This window comes from Lysinibacillus sp. FSL L8-0312 (assembly GCF_038003285.1).
Classification (GTDB): Bacteria; Bacillota; Bacilli; order Bacillales_A; family Planococcaceae; genus Lysinibacillus; species Lysinibacillus fusiformis_D.
Map to the genome: position 1 here is coordinate 1 of NZ_JBBOOV010000002.1, position 14,980 is coordinate 14,980.

General features: G+C 37.2%; 18 protein-coding genes. 7 read left to right on the plus strand and 11 right to left on the minus strand.

Annotated features, from left to right (window positions below):
• Window positions 1–40 precede the first annotated feature (40 nt).
• The 4 genes from MHI22_RS23110 to MHI22_RS23125 form a co-directional block, all read right to left on the minus strand.
• Entirely contained in the window at window positions 41–1,309 is a 1,269-nt protein-coding gene (locus MHI22_RS23110; RefSeq protein ID WP_340812731.1) for a PTS ascorbate transporter subunit IIC, read from the minus strand.
• 33 nt (window positions 1,310–1,342) lie between these two features.
• Window positions 1,343–1,606, minus strand: a complete 264-nt coding sequence (locus MHI22_RS23115; RefSeq protein WP_036127024.1) for a PTS sugar transporter subunit IIB — start codon at window positions 1,604–1,606, stop codon at window positions 1,343–1,345.
• The gene (locus MHI22_RS23120) at window positions 1,603–2,061 is read right to left on the minus strand and encodes a PTS sugar transporter subunit IIA (protein WP_340812732.1); all 459 of its coding nucleotides are present in this window, start codon (window positions 2,059–2,061) and stop codon (window positions 1,603–1,605) included. Before MHI22_RS23120 ends, MHI22_RS23115 begins: the two co-directional genes overlap by 4 nt.
• A 489-nt stretch (window positions 2,062–2,550) precedes the next feature.
• The gene (locus MHI22_RS23125) at window positions 2,551–2,748 is read right to left on the minus strand and encodes a hypothetical protein (protein ID WP_231745049.1); all 198 of its coding nucleotides are present in this window, start codon (window positions 2,746–2,748) and stop codon (window positions 2,551–2,553) included.
• 128 nt (window positions 2,749–2,876) lie between these two features.
• On the opposite strand from MHI22_RS23125, the gene MHI22_RS23130 reads away from it, so the two are divergent.
• The 6 genes from MHI22_RS23130 (at window position 2,877) to MHI22_RS23155 (ending at window position 7,924) form a co-directional block, all read left to right on the plus strand.
• Window positions 2,877–4,073 (plus strand): hypothetical protein, encoded by a 1,197-nt coding sequence (locus MHI22_RS23130; RefSeq protein ID WP_271912700.1) that lies wholly within the window; start codon window positions 2,877–2,879, stop codon window positions 4,071–4,073.
• A gap of 258 nt (window positions 4,074–4,331) precedes the next feature.
• Window positions 4,332–4,466 (plus strand): hypothetical protein, encoded by a 135-nt coding sequence (locus MHI22_RS23135; RefSeq protein ID WP_255358802.1) that lies wholly within the window; start codon window positions 4,332–4,334, stop codon window positions 4,464–4,466.
• A 191-nt stretch (window positions 4,467–4,657) separates the two neighbouring features.
• Complete coding sequence (locus tag MHI22_RS23140; RefSeq protein ID WP_051891739.1) at window positions 4,658–5,956, plus strand: M48 family metallopeptidase; 1,299 nt, start codon at window positions 4,658–4,660, stop codon at window positions 5,954–5,956.
• Window positions 5,957–6,043: 87 nt separating this feature from the next.
• Window positions 6,044–6,859 carry a YitT family protein gene (locus MHI22_RS23145; RefSeq protein WP_036127018.1) on the plus strand — a complete coding sequence of 272 codons (816 nt, stop codon included), beginning with the start codon at window positions 6,044–6,046 and terminating at the stop codon, window positions 6,857–6,859.
• A gap of 86 nt (window positions 6,860–6,945) precedes the next feature.
• Entirely contained in the window at window positions 6,946–7,320 is a 375-nt protein-coding gene (locus MHI22_RS23150; RefSeq protein ID WP_340812733.1) for an MmcQ/YjbR family DNA-binding protein, read from the plus strand.
• 70 nt (window positions 7,321–7,390) lie between these two features.
• Entirely contained in the window at window positions 7,391–7,924 is a 534-nt protein-coding gene (locus MHI22_RS23155; protein ID WP_340812734.1) for a hypothetical protein, read from the plus strand.
• A gap of 65 nt (window positions 7,925–7,989) precedes the next feature.
• Here the strand turns inward: MHI22_RS23155 and MHI22_RS23160 are convergent, their stop codons facing one another.
• From MHI22_RS23160 to MHI22_RS23185, 6 genes are all read right to left on the minus strand, one after another.
• Window positions 7,990–8,334 (minus strand): GIY-YIG nuclease family protein, encoded by a 345-nt coding sequence (locus MHI22_RS23160; RefSeq protein WP_058844272.1) that lies wholly within the window; start codon window positions 8,332–8,334, stop codon window positions 7,990–7,992.
• Window positions 8,335–8,351: 17 nt separating this feature from the next.
• Window positions 8,352–9,107 (minus strand): DUF2087 domain-containing protein, encoded by a 756-nt coding sequence (locus MHI22_RS23165; RefSeq protein WP_036127011.1) that lies wholly within the window; start codon window positions 9,105–9,107, stop codon window positions 8,352–8,354.
• A 134-nt stretch (window positions 9,108–9,241) separates the two neighbouring features.
• On the minus strand, window positions 9,242–10,117 hold the full coding sequence (locus MHI22_RS23170) for an ABC transporter permease (RefSeq protein WP_340812735.1): 876 nt from the start codon (window positions 10,115–10,117) through the stop codon (window positions 9,242–9,244).
• A complete protein-coding gene (locus MHI22_RS23175) occupies window positions 10,117–11,037 on the minus strand; it encodes an ABC transporter ATP-binding protein (RefSeq protein WP_036127007.1) in 921 nt (306 codons plus the stop codon). Before MHI22_RS23175 ends, MHI22_RS23170 begins: the two co-directional genes overlap by 1 nt.
• Before the next feature lie 5 nt (window positions 11,038–11,042).
• Window positions 11,043–11,447 (minus strand): DUF3021 domain-containing protein, encoded by a 405-nt coding sequence (locus MHI22_RS23180; RefSeq protein ID WP_036127006.1) that lies wholly within the window; start codon window positions 11,445–11,447, stop codon window positions 11,043–11,045.
• 1 nt (window position 11,448) lies between these two features.
• Window positions 11,449–11,898, minus strand: a complete 450-nt coding sequence (locus MHI22_RS23185) for a LytTR family DNA-binding domain-containing protein (RefSeq protein WP_036127005.1) — start codon at window positions 11,896–11,898, stop codon at window positions 11,449–11,451.
• A 200-nt stretch (window positions 11,899–12,098) separates the two neighbouring features.
• On the opposite strand from MHI22_RS23185, the gene MHI22_RS23190 reads away from it, so the two are divergent.
• Window positions 12,099–13,127 (plus strand): AbrB family transcriptional regulator, encoded by a 1,029-nt coding sequence (locus MHI22_RS23190; protein WP_058844275.1) that lies wholly within the window; start codon window positions 12,099–12,101, stop codon window positions 13,125–13,127.
• A 40-nt stretch (window positions 13,128–13,167) separates the two neighbouring features.
• Here the strand turns inward: MHI22_RS23190 and MHI22_RS23195 are convergent, their stop codons facing one another.
• A complete protein-coding gene (locus tag MHI22_RS23195) occupies window positions 13,168–14,862 on the minus strand; it encodes a methyl-accepting chemotaxis protein (protein WP_340812736.1) in 1,695 nt (564 codons plus the stop codon).
• Window positions 14,863–14,980: the final 118 nt, after the last annotated feature.

The following is a 14,980-nucleotide window of genomic DNA, read 5'->3' on the forward strand; positions in this document are numbered from 1 at the left end:
TAAAGCCTAACGCAGATAGCGTTAGGCTTTAATATATGTTCTAAACAGCTCCGAATAATTTTAATAGATTAATAATAATAATGCCGATAACACCGAAATCTGAATCGCCAAAGGTTGTGCCTTCATAGCCGATGTCGCCCATAAAGATTAGGAGTATGGCTGGAATAAAGCTAATTAATAGACCATTAGCAAAGGCCCCAGACATGGCACCGATTCTGCCGCCTGTAGCATTGCCAAAGACGCCAGCTGCAGCTCCCGTGAAGAAATGGGGAACGAGGCCAGGAACAATCACTTTTAAACCAATGAAGGGGAGGATAAACATAGAGACAAGTCCTGCTAAAAAACTAAAGATGAAACCAATGATGACAGCGTTTGGTGCAAAGGGGAAAATAGTTGGGCAATCTAGTGCTGGTTTTGTGTTTGGGACAAGCTTATCAGCAATGCCTTTAAAGGCTGGAATAATTTCAGCAATTAACATACGGACACCCGCCAAAATAATATAGACACCTGCAGCGAATGTGATCGCTTGCATAATAGCGAAAATAATAAAATTAGAGCCAGCTGATAATTGTGCCTCAATATAGGAGGGGCCTGCGAAAAGGGCAACAATGACAAAGAATACGCTCATTGTTAAAGAAATAGCGACAGAGGTATCTCGTAAAAAGCCTAATGATTTTGGAACCTGTATGTCCTCAGTTGATTTCGTTTTATTACCAAAGAGCTTACCAATCTTTGCAGAAATATAGTAGCCAACACTGCCGAAGTGACCTACAGCAAAATCATCACTACCTGTTATTTGCCGAACAGTGGGTTGTAAAATGGCAGGGAACACTACCATACAAAGACCAAGAATGATAGACCCTACGATAATAAGAGGTGTACCACTCATTCCACCAACTGACAATGAAGCCGCGATTAAACAAGCCATAAATAATGTATGATGCCCAGTTAAAAAGATATACTTTAATGGCGTAAATCGCGCAAATAATAGATTCATTATCATACCAAATACCATTATCAATGCTGTAGCTGTACCAAAATTAGTCTGAGCAGCTGCCACGATGGCCTCGTTGTTGGGAATGACTCCCTGTACTTGAAAGGCATGATCAAACATTTTACTAAAATGGTCTAACGAGCCAATCAAGACAGTGGCACCAGCACCAAGAATGACAAAGCCCATAATTGTTTTGAATGTACCTGAAAGAACAGTGGAGCTAGATTTTTTTTGAATGAGTAAACCAATAAAAGCGAATAGGCCGACTAGTATAGCTGGTGTTCCTAAAATGTCATGCATGATAACATCCAACATATCAACACCTCATCCTATCCAAATTTTCCGTACTTAAAGCAAAGGTTCTAGTTTTCCTTTTATTTCCACAATACTCATCATATTGACGATGCTCACAATGGTTCCATTGTCTTTCGCTAATTCATTCACAATGTCTGCTGCCCCTAAATAAATATCTGCTTTCTCCGCCTTTGCAGATGCTAAGTCTGTATGGGTTACCTCAGCATTTTTACCCAATGCCTCTAATGCCTTTTTTACATTCCATTCTAAAATCAAGCTACTACCTAAACCATTTCCACACACGACTAAAATTTTCATTCTGGTGACTCCTTTGTCGTATATTGTTTGATTTTTTCACAAATCATGTCTGCATGCTGACAGGCAATCAGGCCTTCAATCTGGTCAGGGTCTTGTAATACTGCTGCCAAATCAGCTAACGCCTGTAGATGTGACGTATTGTCGATGGCAGCTAACACAATTAGTAAGTAAACAGGCTGATTAGGGTTAAAAAAAACAGGCTGTTGTAACCGGAGCAAACTCATGGCAAGCTCATGAACACCATCAGATGGCCGTGCATGGGGAATGGCCACTTTTGGTGTAATGACGATGTAGGAGCCATATTGCTCAATAGATTGAATCATGGCTTCGACATAGCGTTGCTCAATTTTATTTTGCTGTACTAATGGTCTTGCAGCTAAATGAATCGCTTCTTGCCACGAATGGACAAAGTTTGCAAGCTGTATACAATCCTTTGTCAGAAGCCTAGTTAGCAAGGACAACCCTCCTTTCTTAAAAATATGCTCCCATTCCATGTTATTACGACTACCTGTGGAATTATGTCATAACAGGGGACATTTTTAATTGCTTTGCTACATCGTAAACCGACGTTTTGACAAATTCATCAAGGGTATGATCTAGATAGAAAAGCCATGTTTGTTTCAAAGATCAGCATTTTTATGGTGCTCACAGAATCCAGCTCAATCGTATAAGTAGAAGGCTGGAAAGAGTCCATCCACTTCTCAATGAAGTGATTAGTGGAGCTAGAAGAGGTATGCAATAAAAGCTTATTTTTAAGAATATCTTCTTTGGTGCTGTCCTATTTAGTCGCTAGTTTGTGTGAAGGGCTAAATGCCAAAACAAGTGCATCTTCCCCAATTGTTTCGTAATGCAGGAAGGGCTTTTCCTGTTGGGTCTCCATGATAAGCCTGAAATCTAATTCTTGAAGTGCTACTTTTTTTCAATTTCAGGTGCTGTTTTTACGTCTAATGAAATGCGGATATCTGGTAAGCTGTTGAAACTTGATGAATTAAATTTGGCATAAAAATATGAGCAGGTAAGCCACTTGCCCCAAAACGTAATGTCCCGATATGCCCTGCTAAAAGATTTTCTATAAAACGATTCATATCCTTTTGAAGTTGAACGATTTGACGAGTGTAGTGATATACGCCTTCTCCTGCCAACGAAAGGTGTTTTGATTTTATTTGTCCCTTCAGTATGAAGACAGCTATATCGAGAAGAGATCTATTTTTATGTTACTATTTTTGAATAGTGAAGAGTGATTTTATGGTAATTAAGAGGAGGATATAATATGGTGCAAACAGTTATTTTAGAAGGATTTGAAAATCGTCAACTTATTACGACACAATCAAAAGTAGAGCCATATAATATGTATATTATGAGTAGAGATATAAGTGAAAGTTGGAGCTATTTAACTGGTTATTATGAAGGTATTGTTCGCTATAATTATCAACTTAATCAAGTTGATCAATTGCTAATTCCGAATGGATTTCAGTTATCAAGTAATTCTTTTTATAATGAATATTTTTATTGCAGCAGATTGATGTGGGAAGGAAAAACTGCAAATTTAATATTAAACCAAATTGATTGCAAAAACCTAATTTTAAAAGATTCAATAACATTAAAAATAGAGGATAATAGTTCCAATCCTGAGAATTCTTCTTTATCTGAAACAGAGCTGTATGGCTTGGGAGAAAGATATTTAGTTGTATGTGTACCACAGATAGAATCGCAAAAATTTACTAGGCACTCAAATTGTATTCTCGTAGATTTTTTAGAAAATAAGTATTACTCAATACCTGAAAAAATAGGACAGGATGATACCTTTTTAAATGTTAATAACATAAAAGTAATTGATAAAAAAAATAAAAAATTCGTTTATTTTACAACTGGCTCATTATCCTACAGTAATAAAAAAAATGCATGGAATCATAGGGAAAAGGAAAATTCAAATTTTACTGAGAGCATTGTAATCATTGACTATAATTTATTTATAGAACAAATAAAAAATGATTTGCCAATTTCAGAGACTTGTATAGTAGATCAATGTGATAATAGTGAAAGCTTTGTATTGGAAAATAATAAAAACGAATGTGTTTATTGGTATAAACATAATCTTAGAGATGAAACATATATTTTGAAAATGTTTAATCCATTCAGTGAAAATTATCTAGAAAGAATTATTGATGGGAAGTATGATGTCATCTATTTCTTTAATGATGATTTATATGGAGTAAAAGAAAGCGAACATACACAAGTATTATATGATGCCAGTAATAATAAGGAGTTATATACAGTAGGAAATTCAAGTTATTTCTATTATGGAAACAAAGAATGGATTGTTTTCTTTGAAAATCCAACTAATAGTTTTAATATGAAATGGATTGTTTATGATTTAATTCATAACAAAGAAGTTGCTTCAATGGAAAGCCCTCATCCAACAGTAGATTATATTAAAGAAAATAATACGATTATATTTATAAAATAATTGCCTCTCCTCTTTTTGCTTGGGGTATGGTAGCAGGGAGTACGAAGGGAGCCTATCATACTTTTGTCTCTTACGATACGGTTGATGCGAGTGTTGCCCAAAAATTGATTCTCGAAAATTCGGTAAAGAAATTGTAAATTGGCATTCAGAAGCATGGTATAAAAATACGTTAGCTCAGGTAGTAGAATATGGATTTGCTAATGCCATAACTTATAAAGAAGCTTTCTAGAGCAAGAAGCGTACAAAGGAGACATTATGGTGGAGCTTTCTACAAAAGCAGATAATGCTAACCAAGCGGCTGTTATCGAAAAGCAATGGTATGAGCAGCTATTATCTGCAGGCTACTTAAGTATAGATCAGCGTGGAAAAACCGCATTTGTCATGAATAAATAAGTAAGAACATAATAAATTCGCAGCATTTTGAAACAATGAGAAAGATTTTGTATGCTCATTGATAGAAATGAGGCGAATTTTTCTTTTGTGAATTGAGATATTAAAAAAGTAGGTCTATGTTGTTCTAACTTTGATATTTTCGCTTACACTTACTATAGGACGAACTTTGGATGATATGAGGGGGAATTAACATAGCGAAGAAAATGGGCATTGTTACGCTACTATTATTCGGTGTTTACGTGCTTTGTATGTACTGGTATATATTCCATAGCGGCGGAGGAAAAATACCTAGCGCCTTACAAGGAACGGTGGCAGATCCAGTAATGTTTATGTCTGGTAAGGAGCTTTTTTTAAGTGGTGAATATTCAAAAATACGGAATTTTTTATTCTTTGTAGCGACTCCTTTGGAATGGCTTATTTACTTTTTGATTTTATTATTGGGCATCTCCCGTTATTTTGAAAAAGTGACGACCTCCCAAACGAAGTGGAAGCTATTGCAAAGTGCAGGCTACCTATTCCTGCTATCCCTATTGCTCTATATTGTTTTATTCCCGCTTGATTATTATCGCTATTACCTCAGCAAAAGCTATGGCATCAGTACGCAAGCATTTGCGTCTTGGATGAAAGATGGTGTTATTGATTTTTGGGTGAACTTTGGGATGAGCTTCATCATTGTGACGGTTATTTATTGGCTCATTAAAAAGAGCGAGAAAAGGTGGTGGCTTTACGCTTGGCTATTAACCATCCCTTTTACAATCTTTGTGATGTTCATCCAGCCAGTTGTCATTGATCCTTTGTACAATGATTTTTATCCGTTAAAAAATAAAGAGCTGGAAACGAAGATACTCTCAATTGCTGAGCAGGCGAATATACCAGCAGAGCATGTTTATGAGGTCAATATGGCACAAAAGACCAACTCCTTAAATGCTTATGTGACAGGGATTGGTAGCAATTCGAGAATTGTACTGTGGGATACCACATTAAATAGACTGACGGACAATGAAATTTTATTTATCATGGCACATGAGATGGGCCATTATGTAGAAAAGCATATTTATTTTGGCATTGCAGGTTATTTATTGCTTACGTTGGTGGGGTTATGGTTTACAGCGAAGGTTATGCGACGTTTGGTTGGACGCTATGGACAGGTACTGAACATCAATAAAGTTGGCAGCATTAGCTCATATCCATTATTTTTGCTCATTACCTCTATATTGTTATTTGCCTCTAATCCAGTGTCGAACTTCATCTCAAGATATCAGGAGACAAGAGCAGATCAGTATGCAATTAACCTCATGAATGATCGTGAAGCGGCCGTAACAGCTTTTCAAAAACTAACGATTTCAGGATTAAGTGAGGTCAACCCTCCGCTTCTTGTTAAATGGTTCCGCTATACACATCCGCCGATGCTAGAGCGTATTTATAAGGTGGCCGATACAGGTGATCACAAACAGACTGCCCCTTTAAAGGAAGAACAGAAGAAAAATTAGGAATATAGGTTTTTCATCAGCAGAAATTGGGTAATCTATGAGAAAGATATATCAAAATTTGGTCGTTGATTGATAGGGGATATCATTATGCGTAATGTGATTATAATTACTCTTTCTTCCATTTTAGTGGCCTTTGCCTATAATTATTTATTAATTCCCCATGAAATCTTGAGTGGTGGATTGAGTGGTATCGCCATCATGCTTGGCATTATTACCCCTTGGAATACAGGGGTATTAAATTTACTGCTTAATTTGCCTTTACTGATTTTAGGTGTGATGAAGCTTGGTAAGCGATTTATCAGCTATACGATTCTTTCTGTAGCCGTTTTGTCCGTGAGTTTATATGTTATTCCAATTCACAAGGCAACACAAGATCCTATCCTTGCATCCCTATTTGGAGGAGTTATTGTAGGCTTTGCGATGGGTATGATTTTTCGTGCAGCAGGCTCCTCTGGGGGCTTTGATATTATTGCCATGCTACTAAGTCGTAAACGAGATTTTCCACTCGGTACATTAATTGCTGCTATGAATGGTGTTGTAGTGGCAGCTTCTGGCTTTGTCTTTAGCTGGGACGCGGCATTATTAACGCTTGTTTCCATTTATGCAACAGGAAAAGTGGTAGATACGATTCATACAAGCCATATTAAATTAACGTTGATGATTATTACGAGTAAAGGGGAAGAAGTCAAGCAGCAGCTGTTGCAAAAACTTCATCGTGGTGTAACGATTATCGATGCGAAGGGAGCCTACTCTGGTGAAGGACGAAAAGTGTTAATCACTGTCATTACGCGTTATCAACTCGCGGATGTAAAAAGTACGATTAAGGAAACCGATCCAAAGTCGTTTGTGAATATCCTACAGACAACAGAGGTTATGGGCATGTTTGATCGAAGTACGAACTAAATAAGGCTAGTCCCTACACACGTTTTAGGTTATACTAACCATAATCGAACGTGTGTTTTATTTTGTGTCGAAAGGGGAAGAAATAGATGGAAAAAGAAATGATTCATGCTCATTGTCTACAACTACAGGGAACGATTTATGACTATAAGGAGGAATGGCAAGCAGACCGCTATCATATTGGTGGGAAAATGTATGCCATGATTGGGGGAAATGCTACAGGTAAGCCTGTATTAACGTTAAAATGCGAGCCTGCACGAGCAGAGGAATTACGAGAATCCTTTGTCAGTATTATACCTGGCTACTATATGAATAAAACGCATTGGAACTCCATTTATATGGGTGCTGAAGATGTCCCGATGGATTTGGTAGAGAAGCTTATCCAACATTCGTATGAGCTTGTTTTCAGTAAATTAACGAAAAAAGTACAGCAAGAAATTCAGTTGTTAGAAGTGACAAAATAAACAAAGAAAGTTAAACTGTCTCAATCCAACTGAAAATGCTATAGGGTGGAGAAAATAGATGAGAAAATTCTTGTTATTAGCAATAGTCACTTTGAGCGCTTTATTATTGTTAGGAGGCTATCGTTTAACTGCATTAAGCGCTGCAAAAGCCAATTTTTTTATGACACCTGAGTATAAGATTGTTGAAAAGATTCAAGAAGGACACGATATTTTTTATTTGTTTAAGCGTGATAAAAAAGAAATCTATCAAACTGTTTTGGTACAAAAAAACGTATTTCTATATAAAAGGGTTTATGCTACAGGTATCTCCTCCACGAATGATTCCTTAGAGACAATAGGAGGCATGAGCTATCGTTTGAATCATGAAGGAACTTTGTTTGTTGTATTATCTCATGATGAAAATGTTTCCTATATAACAATTAACTCAAAGCAAGGAATTATCAAAAAATCCATTGAACATAGTAAACTAGTTTCGTTTTATATACCTTATGCGCAGCAAATTGATTTATTAGAAGCTGTTGCTTATGATAAGCACGATCGCCCAATCTATTATTATGGCTATGATGATGCTGATAATTTAAGATGGAATCGTGTGGATGAATAAAAAATAGCTGAGGGAACTGTTAAATTTTCATTTGCTTGATCCCACAGCTATCTATTGGATAAATCCTAAGAATTATACCCACGCTCACCATAAGGATTTAGCGTGTCGAGCCATTTTTGCTCTAGCTTTTCGAGCTCTTTTTTGGCATCGAAATAGCCATCTTCTTTTTTCTTTAAATATTCAACGATTTTCACCTCAAAAGCATCTTGACCAAATGAATTGTAATCTGCTTGAAGCTCCTTATTCGTATGTGTATTCGTTTTGAGCATAAACTGAAAACCATTTAAACGTTTTAAATTATTAAAGCTCCCCACAAACACTTTCCCAGTTTCTGTATTAGTCATCGTAAAAACGCCCGCTTCAATTTTCATGTCCTTATACATCTCTTTTAACTCTTTTTTATGATCCATTTCAAAAACCTGCCTTCTTATTTTTTAACCCAGTAAGCGCTACCGTCAGCTTTGCGGTCCAGAAAACCGTATTCAATTAAGTAGCGACGTATATGAACGTAGTCTTCATACATCGGTTTGATGATTTCATTTAATTCTTTTTCTGTATATTGTTTTTCTTTGTCAAAAAGCATTGTGATGGCACGAAGTACTATAATTTTTTGTTTTTCACGCTTAGGAAAACGAACTAGCTCCTTGCCAACACCATGTGGAAATAATTTCGCCAATAATTGCTGTTCTTCTGAGAGAGTGACATTATAGCGATCGTCAACCATTGTAGCTGTTTTATGAATAGACACAAATGGTTCCTCCTTTCGATCTTGTTCCTTCAATAATTCCATCATGACCAACAATGTTTTGGCTTGGCGTTCCTTTTCCTTTAAAGCAAAACGATGATGGCGAATGGTCGTGGCACTACCAATCTCTAATTCCTCTTTTATTTCCTGATCTGATCTACCTTCATAAAATAAGCGTAAAATATGGCTTTGATGTTCTGTTAAGCCTGTCATTTTTTTATTGAGACCGTTTAAATAATGAAAAACAGATTGATGTGTCATTGTCATATGCTGCTGCATCATTTTTTCGGCTTCGTACAATAAGCCTTCATAAGGATAAATGATTCCTTTCTCTACTTTTTCACCGCACAGAAGGCAGGTGAAATGTGTTCCCTCATTGGTATAACCCTTTTTGAGGTCATCGATAGGAGCTTGCCAAAATAGTTCATTTACATCCATAGGGGAATCCTCCGTAAATACAAACAATATTTATTTTTGTTTATTAATTTATATTTAAAATAACAAATTGTTTGTTTAAATGCAATAAAAAACACATCGTTTCCTAAACGATGTGTAAATCTGTTAGCTAAAATTTATTTATATTTTCTTTTAAATAACATCATAGATGCTAGCGCAAGTATGACGATTGTACAAACGATAATGATGAGGCTAGTCGAAGTACTGAGTATTTTTCCATGAAGCTCGTAGACAATGCCATAATTGATTTTATAGTCTTCCACATAGGAAGCAGGCACACCTTCAAAAACATCGCCAATAGAGCTATCCATAAATGCATTGCGTAACAGTAATGTTGTATGACTAATGGGGAAATACATGATTAAATTTTGAGCAAAGCCTGGTAGAGCACCAAGAGGTACATAGACACCACATAAAAAGCCGAGTACTGTCCCGACGATTGTGCCGAGTGTTGAAAAAGCATTTTGCGTGGACACAAATAATGACAGAAATAAATTAAAGACACTCGCTAGCAGGACAGATAAAAACAAAATGCCGAGTACATGAACAAAATCCCCAAAGCTTAGGAGCTTACCACCTGTTGCTACAAGAAAGATTTCACAGCCGATGAGTGCGATAAAGGAAAAAATACTGCCGATGAAAAACGCATTGATGACATAGCTTAGCTGAATCGTTGAACGGGAAAGGGGAGCTGTTAAAAAATCTGCTTGTGCTTTTGACTCCTGATCCTTAACGGCAATGCCATATGCACCGAGTGTAGTAGAAACAGCAATCATGGACAGTAATCCTGCTACAAGCCATTCATTGACCATCGTCATTAATTCTGGTGTTGCTTCTGTTAGTCGTTCAATGGCATCTACCTGCATTTTTTGGAGAAAGACAGCGTACAGCACAATGACAATAATGACTGACAGTAGGGAGAAGAATACCTGCGTTTTATCTCTTCTAAATACTTTATTATTCCGCTGAACTAGACTAATTAATGCTTCCACTACGCGATCTCCTCCTCTGCCATAATATGAAGAAAGACATCATCCATCGATCCTTTAATGACCTCAAAGGAAGCAATGAGTTTCTCTGCTTGTTTTAATAGGGTCAGCGCATGTAGAGTAGAGGATAAACGAATAGTATATATCCCTTGTTTCTCTGTATAAGAGAGCGCATTTTCCTCTAGCCACCTTACACCTTTCAATGGATTGTGAAAAACGAGAGCCATTGAATCATAGGCATATTTTGTTTTCAGCGCATCGGGTGTACCCTGCGCGACAATTGTCCCTTGCTTTAAGACAAGGACTTGATGGGCTACTGCTGCTTCCTCCATATAATGAGTTGTTAAAAAAACGGTCATATTAGTTTCCTGTTGAAGCTGCTTGATAGCCTGCCAAACGAATTGTCGTGTTTGTGGATCTAAACCCGTTGTAGGCTCATCTAGAAATAAAACACTAGGGCGATGAATAAGTGCACGAGCGATATCTGCTCGTCTTTTTTGTCCACCAGATAATGTTCCGTATTTTTGCTTTTCAATATCATCTAAATGCAAATAGGTGGAGACAAATTGATAATTTTCTGTGAGCTGTGTTTTTGATAAACCATATGTTTGACCACGATGCAGGATATTTTCGCGCACAGTTAATCGTTCATCTAATATACTTTGCTGGAAAACGACACCGATGGATTTGCGAATATCCCCATTATCATTGCTTGCGTCAAGAGTGAAACCATTAATGGTTACTTGACCGCTTGATTTTTTTAATAATGTACAAAGTATTTCAATGGTAGTAGATTTACCAGCACCATTTGCCCCTAAAAAAGCAAATAGAGTGCCTTGTTCAACTGTAAAAGAAATGCCTTTGACAGCTTGCTGTTCGCCATAGTGTTTACATAAATTCTCAACTTCTATTGCAATGGTCATCTTTGTTAATCCTTTCTTTTTTGAATTTCTCGATTCATTTTTTCAATATCCCTTATTTGAAAAACATATATAATACACCAAACAATGGAATAAATGATGGCTTCCGATAGTAACACATATTTCACACCTGAATGCTCAAACCAATTCCCGAAGTAGCCTGCCGTTAATACACATGCTGTGACAGCGATTAAATGTAAAAGTAGCTGAATCGTAAAAGGTATTGGCTCGATATCAAAAATGGCGGAAAATAGTCCAATCGCAATACCAAGAAGGGTAGCAATGATAATCTCCTCCAGTAATTCTGCTCCTGACATAACCGCATTGTTTGAAAGGACGCTTAATGTGACTAAGATGTAAGAAGAGCTAAGGGAAATGAGTAGTCCAATAATCATCATGCGTAAATACTTCATGCTATAGATCCCTCCCAATACCTAAATGTCGCTTTAATTCTTTTAAGTATTTTCGACTGACATGAATGGCTACTTCATTTTCGAGTAATAGTTGTGTAGTGCCAATTTTGCCCATTTGAATAGAGGCGATTTTATGGATATTGACAAGTGTAGATTTGCTCACGCGTACAAAATCTTTGGCTAGCTGTGCCTCTAGCTCATATAATTTTCGCTTTGACTCAAACTCTTGCTCATCCGTTTGCAAAAATACTTTGGCACCCTCCGCGTAAATGGAATAAATATCAGAAATTTTTAATAGATGAATTTCTTGTTGGAAATACCCGTCTAGCATCGTCGTTTGGGATGCTTGAAGCTGCTTCATCAATCTTTCAATTTGCTCATTATATTCCTTGGCATGAATATGAACCTCTGTTTCTTCAAGTTCATGATTGATGGTTAAATGAATTTTCATAGGAGGCCTCCTTTTAAAACACTGAATCAGGTATTACTAATGTAGCATAGAAAATTTTAACAAGGATAAAATCTTCGATAAGAGGTTTTATTTTATAGATAACGGGTTCTTTTTAAGCGATACAGTTCACAAGTCGGCCCGGTAGAAAAAAAGATGCTTAAACGTCATAATAGGCTTATCGAGTTGAAGGGGTTGCTACCATGTTTGTTTTTGATAAGCATATGTTCATCACATTATGCATTGGTTTAATAGGTGCTGTGATTTTTCAATTTTTACATATACCGATGCCTTGGTTGCTAGGTGCGATTACAGCGGTGCTCATCGTGCAGCTGTCAACCAACGTACAATTGAAATGGCATCATTCTTTTCGTAATATTGGTTTAATCGTAGCGGGGTACTCCATTGGTTATGCTTTTACACCAGAGGCTGTTCAGGATATTAAGCTTTTTTTAGGGAGCATGGTCATTTTAAATATATTATTTATTTTGCTATTTTTCGCTGTTAGTTTTCTTGTAGCAAAGCGCACCGATTTGGATTTTGCGACTGCCTTGACGTGCTGTGTCCCTGGTGGCATGTCACAGGTTGTGGCATTTGCTGAAGAACAAGAGGAGATGGATATGGTAGTTATTACGTTCTTTCAAATCCTTCGTGTCCTTTTAATCGTCGGCTTTGTTCCTTTAATGGTAGCAGGCGCTGGTAGTAGCAGTTCTATGATTGATGGAATGTATACATGGAATCTTGTTGGTATACTTGTGGTATGTGGTGTAGCAGGTTGGCTAGCTCAAAAGTTAAAAATTCCAACAGGCTATATGCTTGGACCAGTGTTTTTACTAATGGGTATTAATATGGCAGGGGTAGAGGTACCCAAGCTACCATTATCATTACTGCATATTGCTCAACTCATGCTAGGAATTTATATCGGCTTATTGTTGAAAAAAGAGGATCTCCATTTATCGAAGAAGCATATTTTTTATGCATTTGTCTCAGCAGGTATTTTTATCGGAGCAGCTTATGGTCTAACATTTGTGATGACAGTGTTGTACAGTCTCGACTTTAGGACAGGCTTTTTAAGCATTGTACCTGGGGGACTTGATCAAATGGGAATTATCGCCGCTTCTGTACATGCAAACGTGGCAATCGTGACGGCTTTTCAGCTATTCCGTGTACTAGTGGTCTCGATCTTCCTTGTGCCCGTGGTAAAAATGTTTGTGAAAAAAGTGAAAACATGAGGGGATAGTAGTACACTAAACCCTCATGTTTTTCTTTTATTTAATATTTAAATTGATGAATCAAATCCTGTAATGTTTCAGCGTTTCTCGTTAGCTGTGACGCAGCATCATTAATATCATCCATTGATAATAGATTGGTGTCCGCAATCTGAGTAACGACTTTTGATTGCTCACGAGCATCTATGGCAATTTCGGCCATAATTTGTGTGGAAGCATTGGCTTGTTCAATTCTTGCATATAACTCCTCTGCAATTCCTGAAACCTCTTGAATCTTATTCGTTACAAGCGACACTTTGGTTGTAATTTCTTCAAAGGCTTTACTTGTCGTGTAAACCACCTCGGCACTTGTTGTGGCTTCTTGCTTACTTTGCTGCATGTGCACACGGGCTTCCTTAGAAAGCTGTTGCATAGTATGGATTGTGTCTGTAATTTCTGCTGCAGAAGTTTTGGATTGTTCCGCAAGTTTACGAACCTCCTCTGCAACGACAGCAAAGCCTTTGCCATGTTCACCAGCGCGTGCTGCTTCAATGGATGCATTGAGTGCTAGTAAATTCGTTTGCTCAGCAATCGCATGAATGACTTCCACAATTTCATCAATTTTATTAGCGTGTGTATCAAGGGCTGCAATGGAATTAGCACTTTCTTGAACAGCCTCTGACATCCTGCGCATTTGAAGCTGCATATCTTGTGCCGCTTCTTCTCCATGTTTAGCTGTATCCCAAGCATCGGATGCATAGGAGGATACTTCACCATTTGTTTCCGTAACGAGCTGAATCCCTCCAGCAATATCTTGCATTGCTTCAGCATTCTCATGAGCACTATGCTTTTGTGTACTCGCACCACTCGCTAATTCTTGCATATTAGCTGTTAATTTTTCTGTCGTTGCCGTAGTTGATCCCGCAGTGGCAGACAATTCCAAAGAGGATGCGGATACCTGATTGGCCGTTTCATCTACTTGTTGCATCATGCTTCGTAAGGTGGTAAGCATGGCATTAAAGGATTTTGCGACTTGGCCAATTTCATCTTGCGAGTTCACCACAATTTGCTGAGTTAAATCGCCTTTCCCAGCTGAAATTGTTTCTAGCTGGTGATTTAATTGTTTCAAAGGTTTGACAATACCTCGTACGAAGAGCATGCCCGCAAGCACAGCAATGATAGCAGAAATCACAGCTATAATGCCCGTTTTTAGCAACATTTTTTGAGCTACTACATCAATGTCAGAAGAAGGTACGCCAGCGAAAATCATGCCAATAATTTCTCCATTTTTAGTTTTTATGGGTTTATATTTTGTAAAGTAGGGTTTGCCCACAACTTCAGCTGTACCAGAATATATTTTCCCTGTTGTTAAAACTGTGTCCGCTACTTTTGGATCGACAGTTGTGCCAATAGCACGTTGACCGTCAATGACAATATTTGTGTTAATACGTGTTTCTCCAGAAAAAATCGTAATCGCAGCCTGTGATAATTCTCCTAATGTATCAATAAGTGCTGTTTCCTTTGCGATGTTGACGTTTCCTTTGTACAGTTCCCCGTTTTTTATTTGCCAATCACCTGGGTGTGTTTGATCAAGATTATGTATACTTACATCTAAAATTTGATTGAGCCTTGTTTGGTACTCATTTTCTAAAGTTTTTTTCATTTCGCTTGTATTCATGAGACCGATGGCAATTAGCACAAACCCAATGATAACTACAATTAATAAGCTCATTTTACTTTGCATTCCTAGCTTTTTCATTAAATGTCCCTCCACATTTTTAGCTACATCATAAAACATGCATGAAAAACCATTACCAATAACCTAAATATTGAAATTAATTGGTAAATAATTTCTATTTTATATTAGTATATAACTA

Coding starts and splice junctions, on each gene's coding strand:
- MHI22_RS23160 (WP_058844272.1), bottom strand. CDS start 8,334: ATGGATCATAAAAAAGAGTTAAAAGAGATGTATAAGGACATGAAAATT.
- MHI22_RS23130 (WP_271912700.1), top strand. CDS start 2,877: ATGGTGCAAACAGTTATTTTAGAAGGATTTGAAAATCGTCAACTTATT.
- MHI22_RS23190 (WP_058844275.1), top strand. CDS start 12,099: ATGTTTGTTTTTGATAAGCATATGTTCATCACATTATGCATTGGTTTA.
- MHI22_RS23175 (WP_036127007.1), bottom strand. CDS start 11,037: ATGACCATTGCAATAGAAGTTGAGAATTTATGTAAACACTATGGCGAA.
- MHI22_RS23115 (WP_036127024.1), bottom strand. CDS start 1,606: ATGAAAATTTTAGTCGTGTGTGGAAATGGTTTAGGTAGTAGCTTGATT.
- MHI22_RS23165 (WP_036127011.1), bottom strand. CDS start 9,107: ATGGATGTAAATGAACTATTTTGGCAAGCTCCTATCGATGACCTCAAA.
- MHI22_RS23145 (WP_036127018.1), top strand. CDS start 6,044: ATGCGTAATGTGATTATAATTACTCTTTCTTCCATTTTAGTGGCCTTT.
- MHI22_RS23150 (WP_340812733.1), top strand. CDS start 6,946: ATGGAAAAAGAAATGATTCATGCTCATTGTCTACAACTACAGGGAACG.
- MHI22_RS23110 (WP_340812731.1), bottom strand. CDS start 1,309: ATGTTGGATGTTATCATGCATGACATTTTAGGAACACCAGCTATACTA.
- MHI22_RS23195 (WP_340812736.1), bottom strand. CDS start 14,862: ATGAAAAAGCTAGGAATGCAAAGTAAAATGAGCTTATTAATTGTAGTT.
- MHI22_RS23180 (WP_036127006.1), bottom strand. CDS start 11,447: ATGAAGTATTTACGCATGATGATTATTGGACTACTCATTTCCCTTAGC.
- MHI22_RS23185 (WP_036127005.1), bottom strand. CDS start 11,898: ATGAAAATTCATTTAACCATCAATCATGAACTTGAAGAAACAGAGGTT.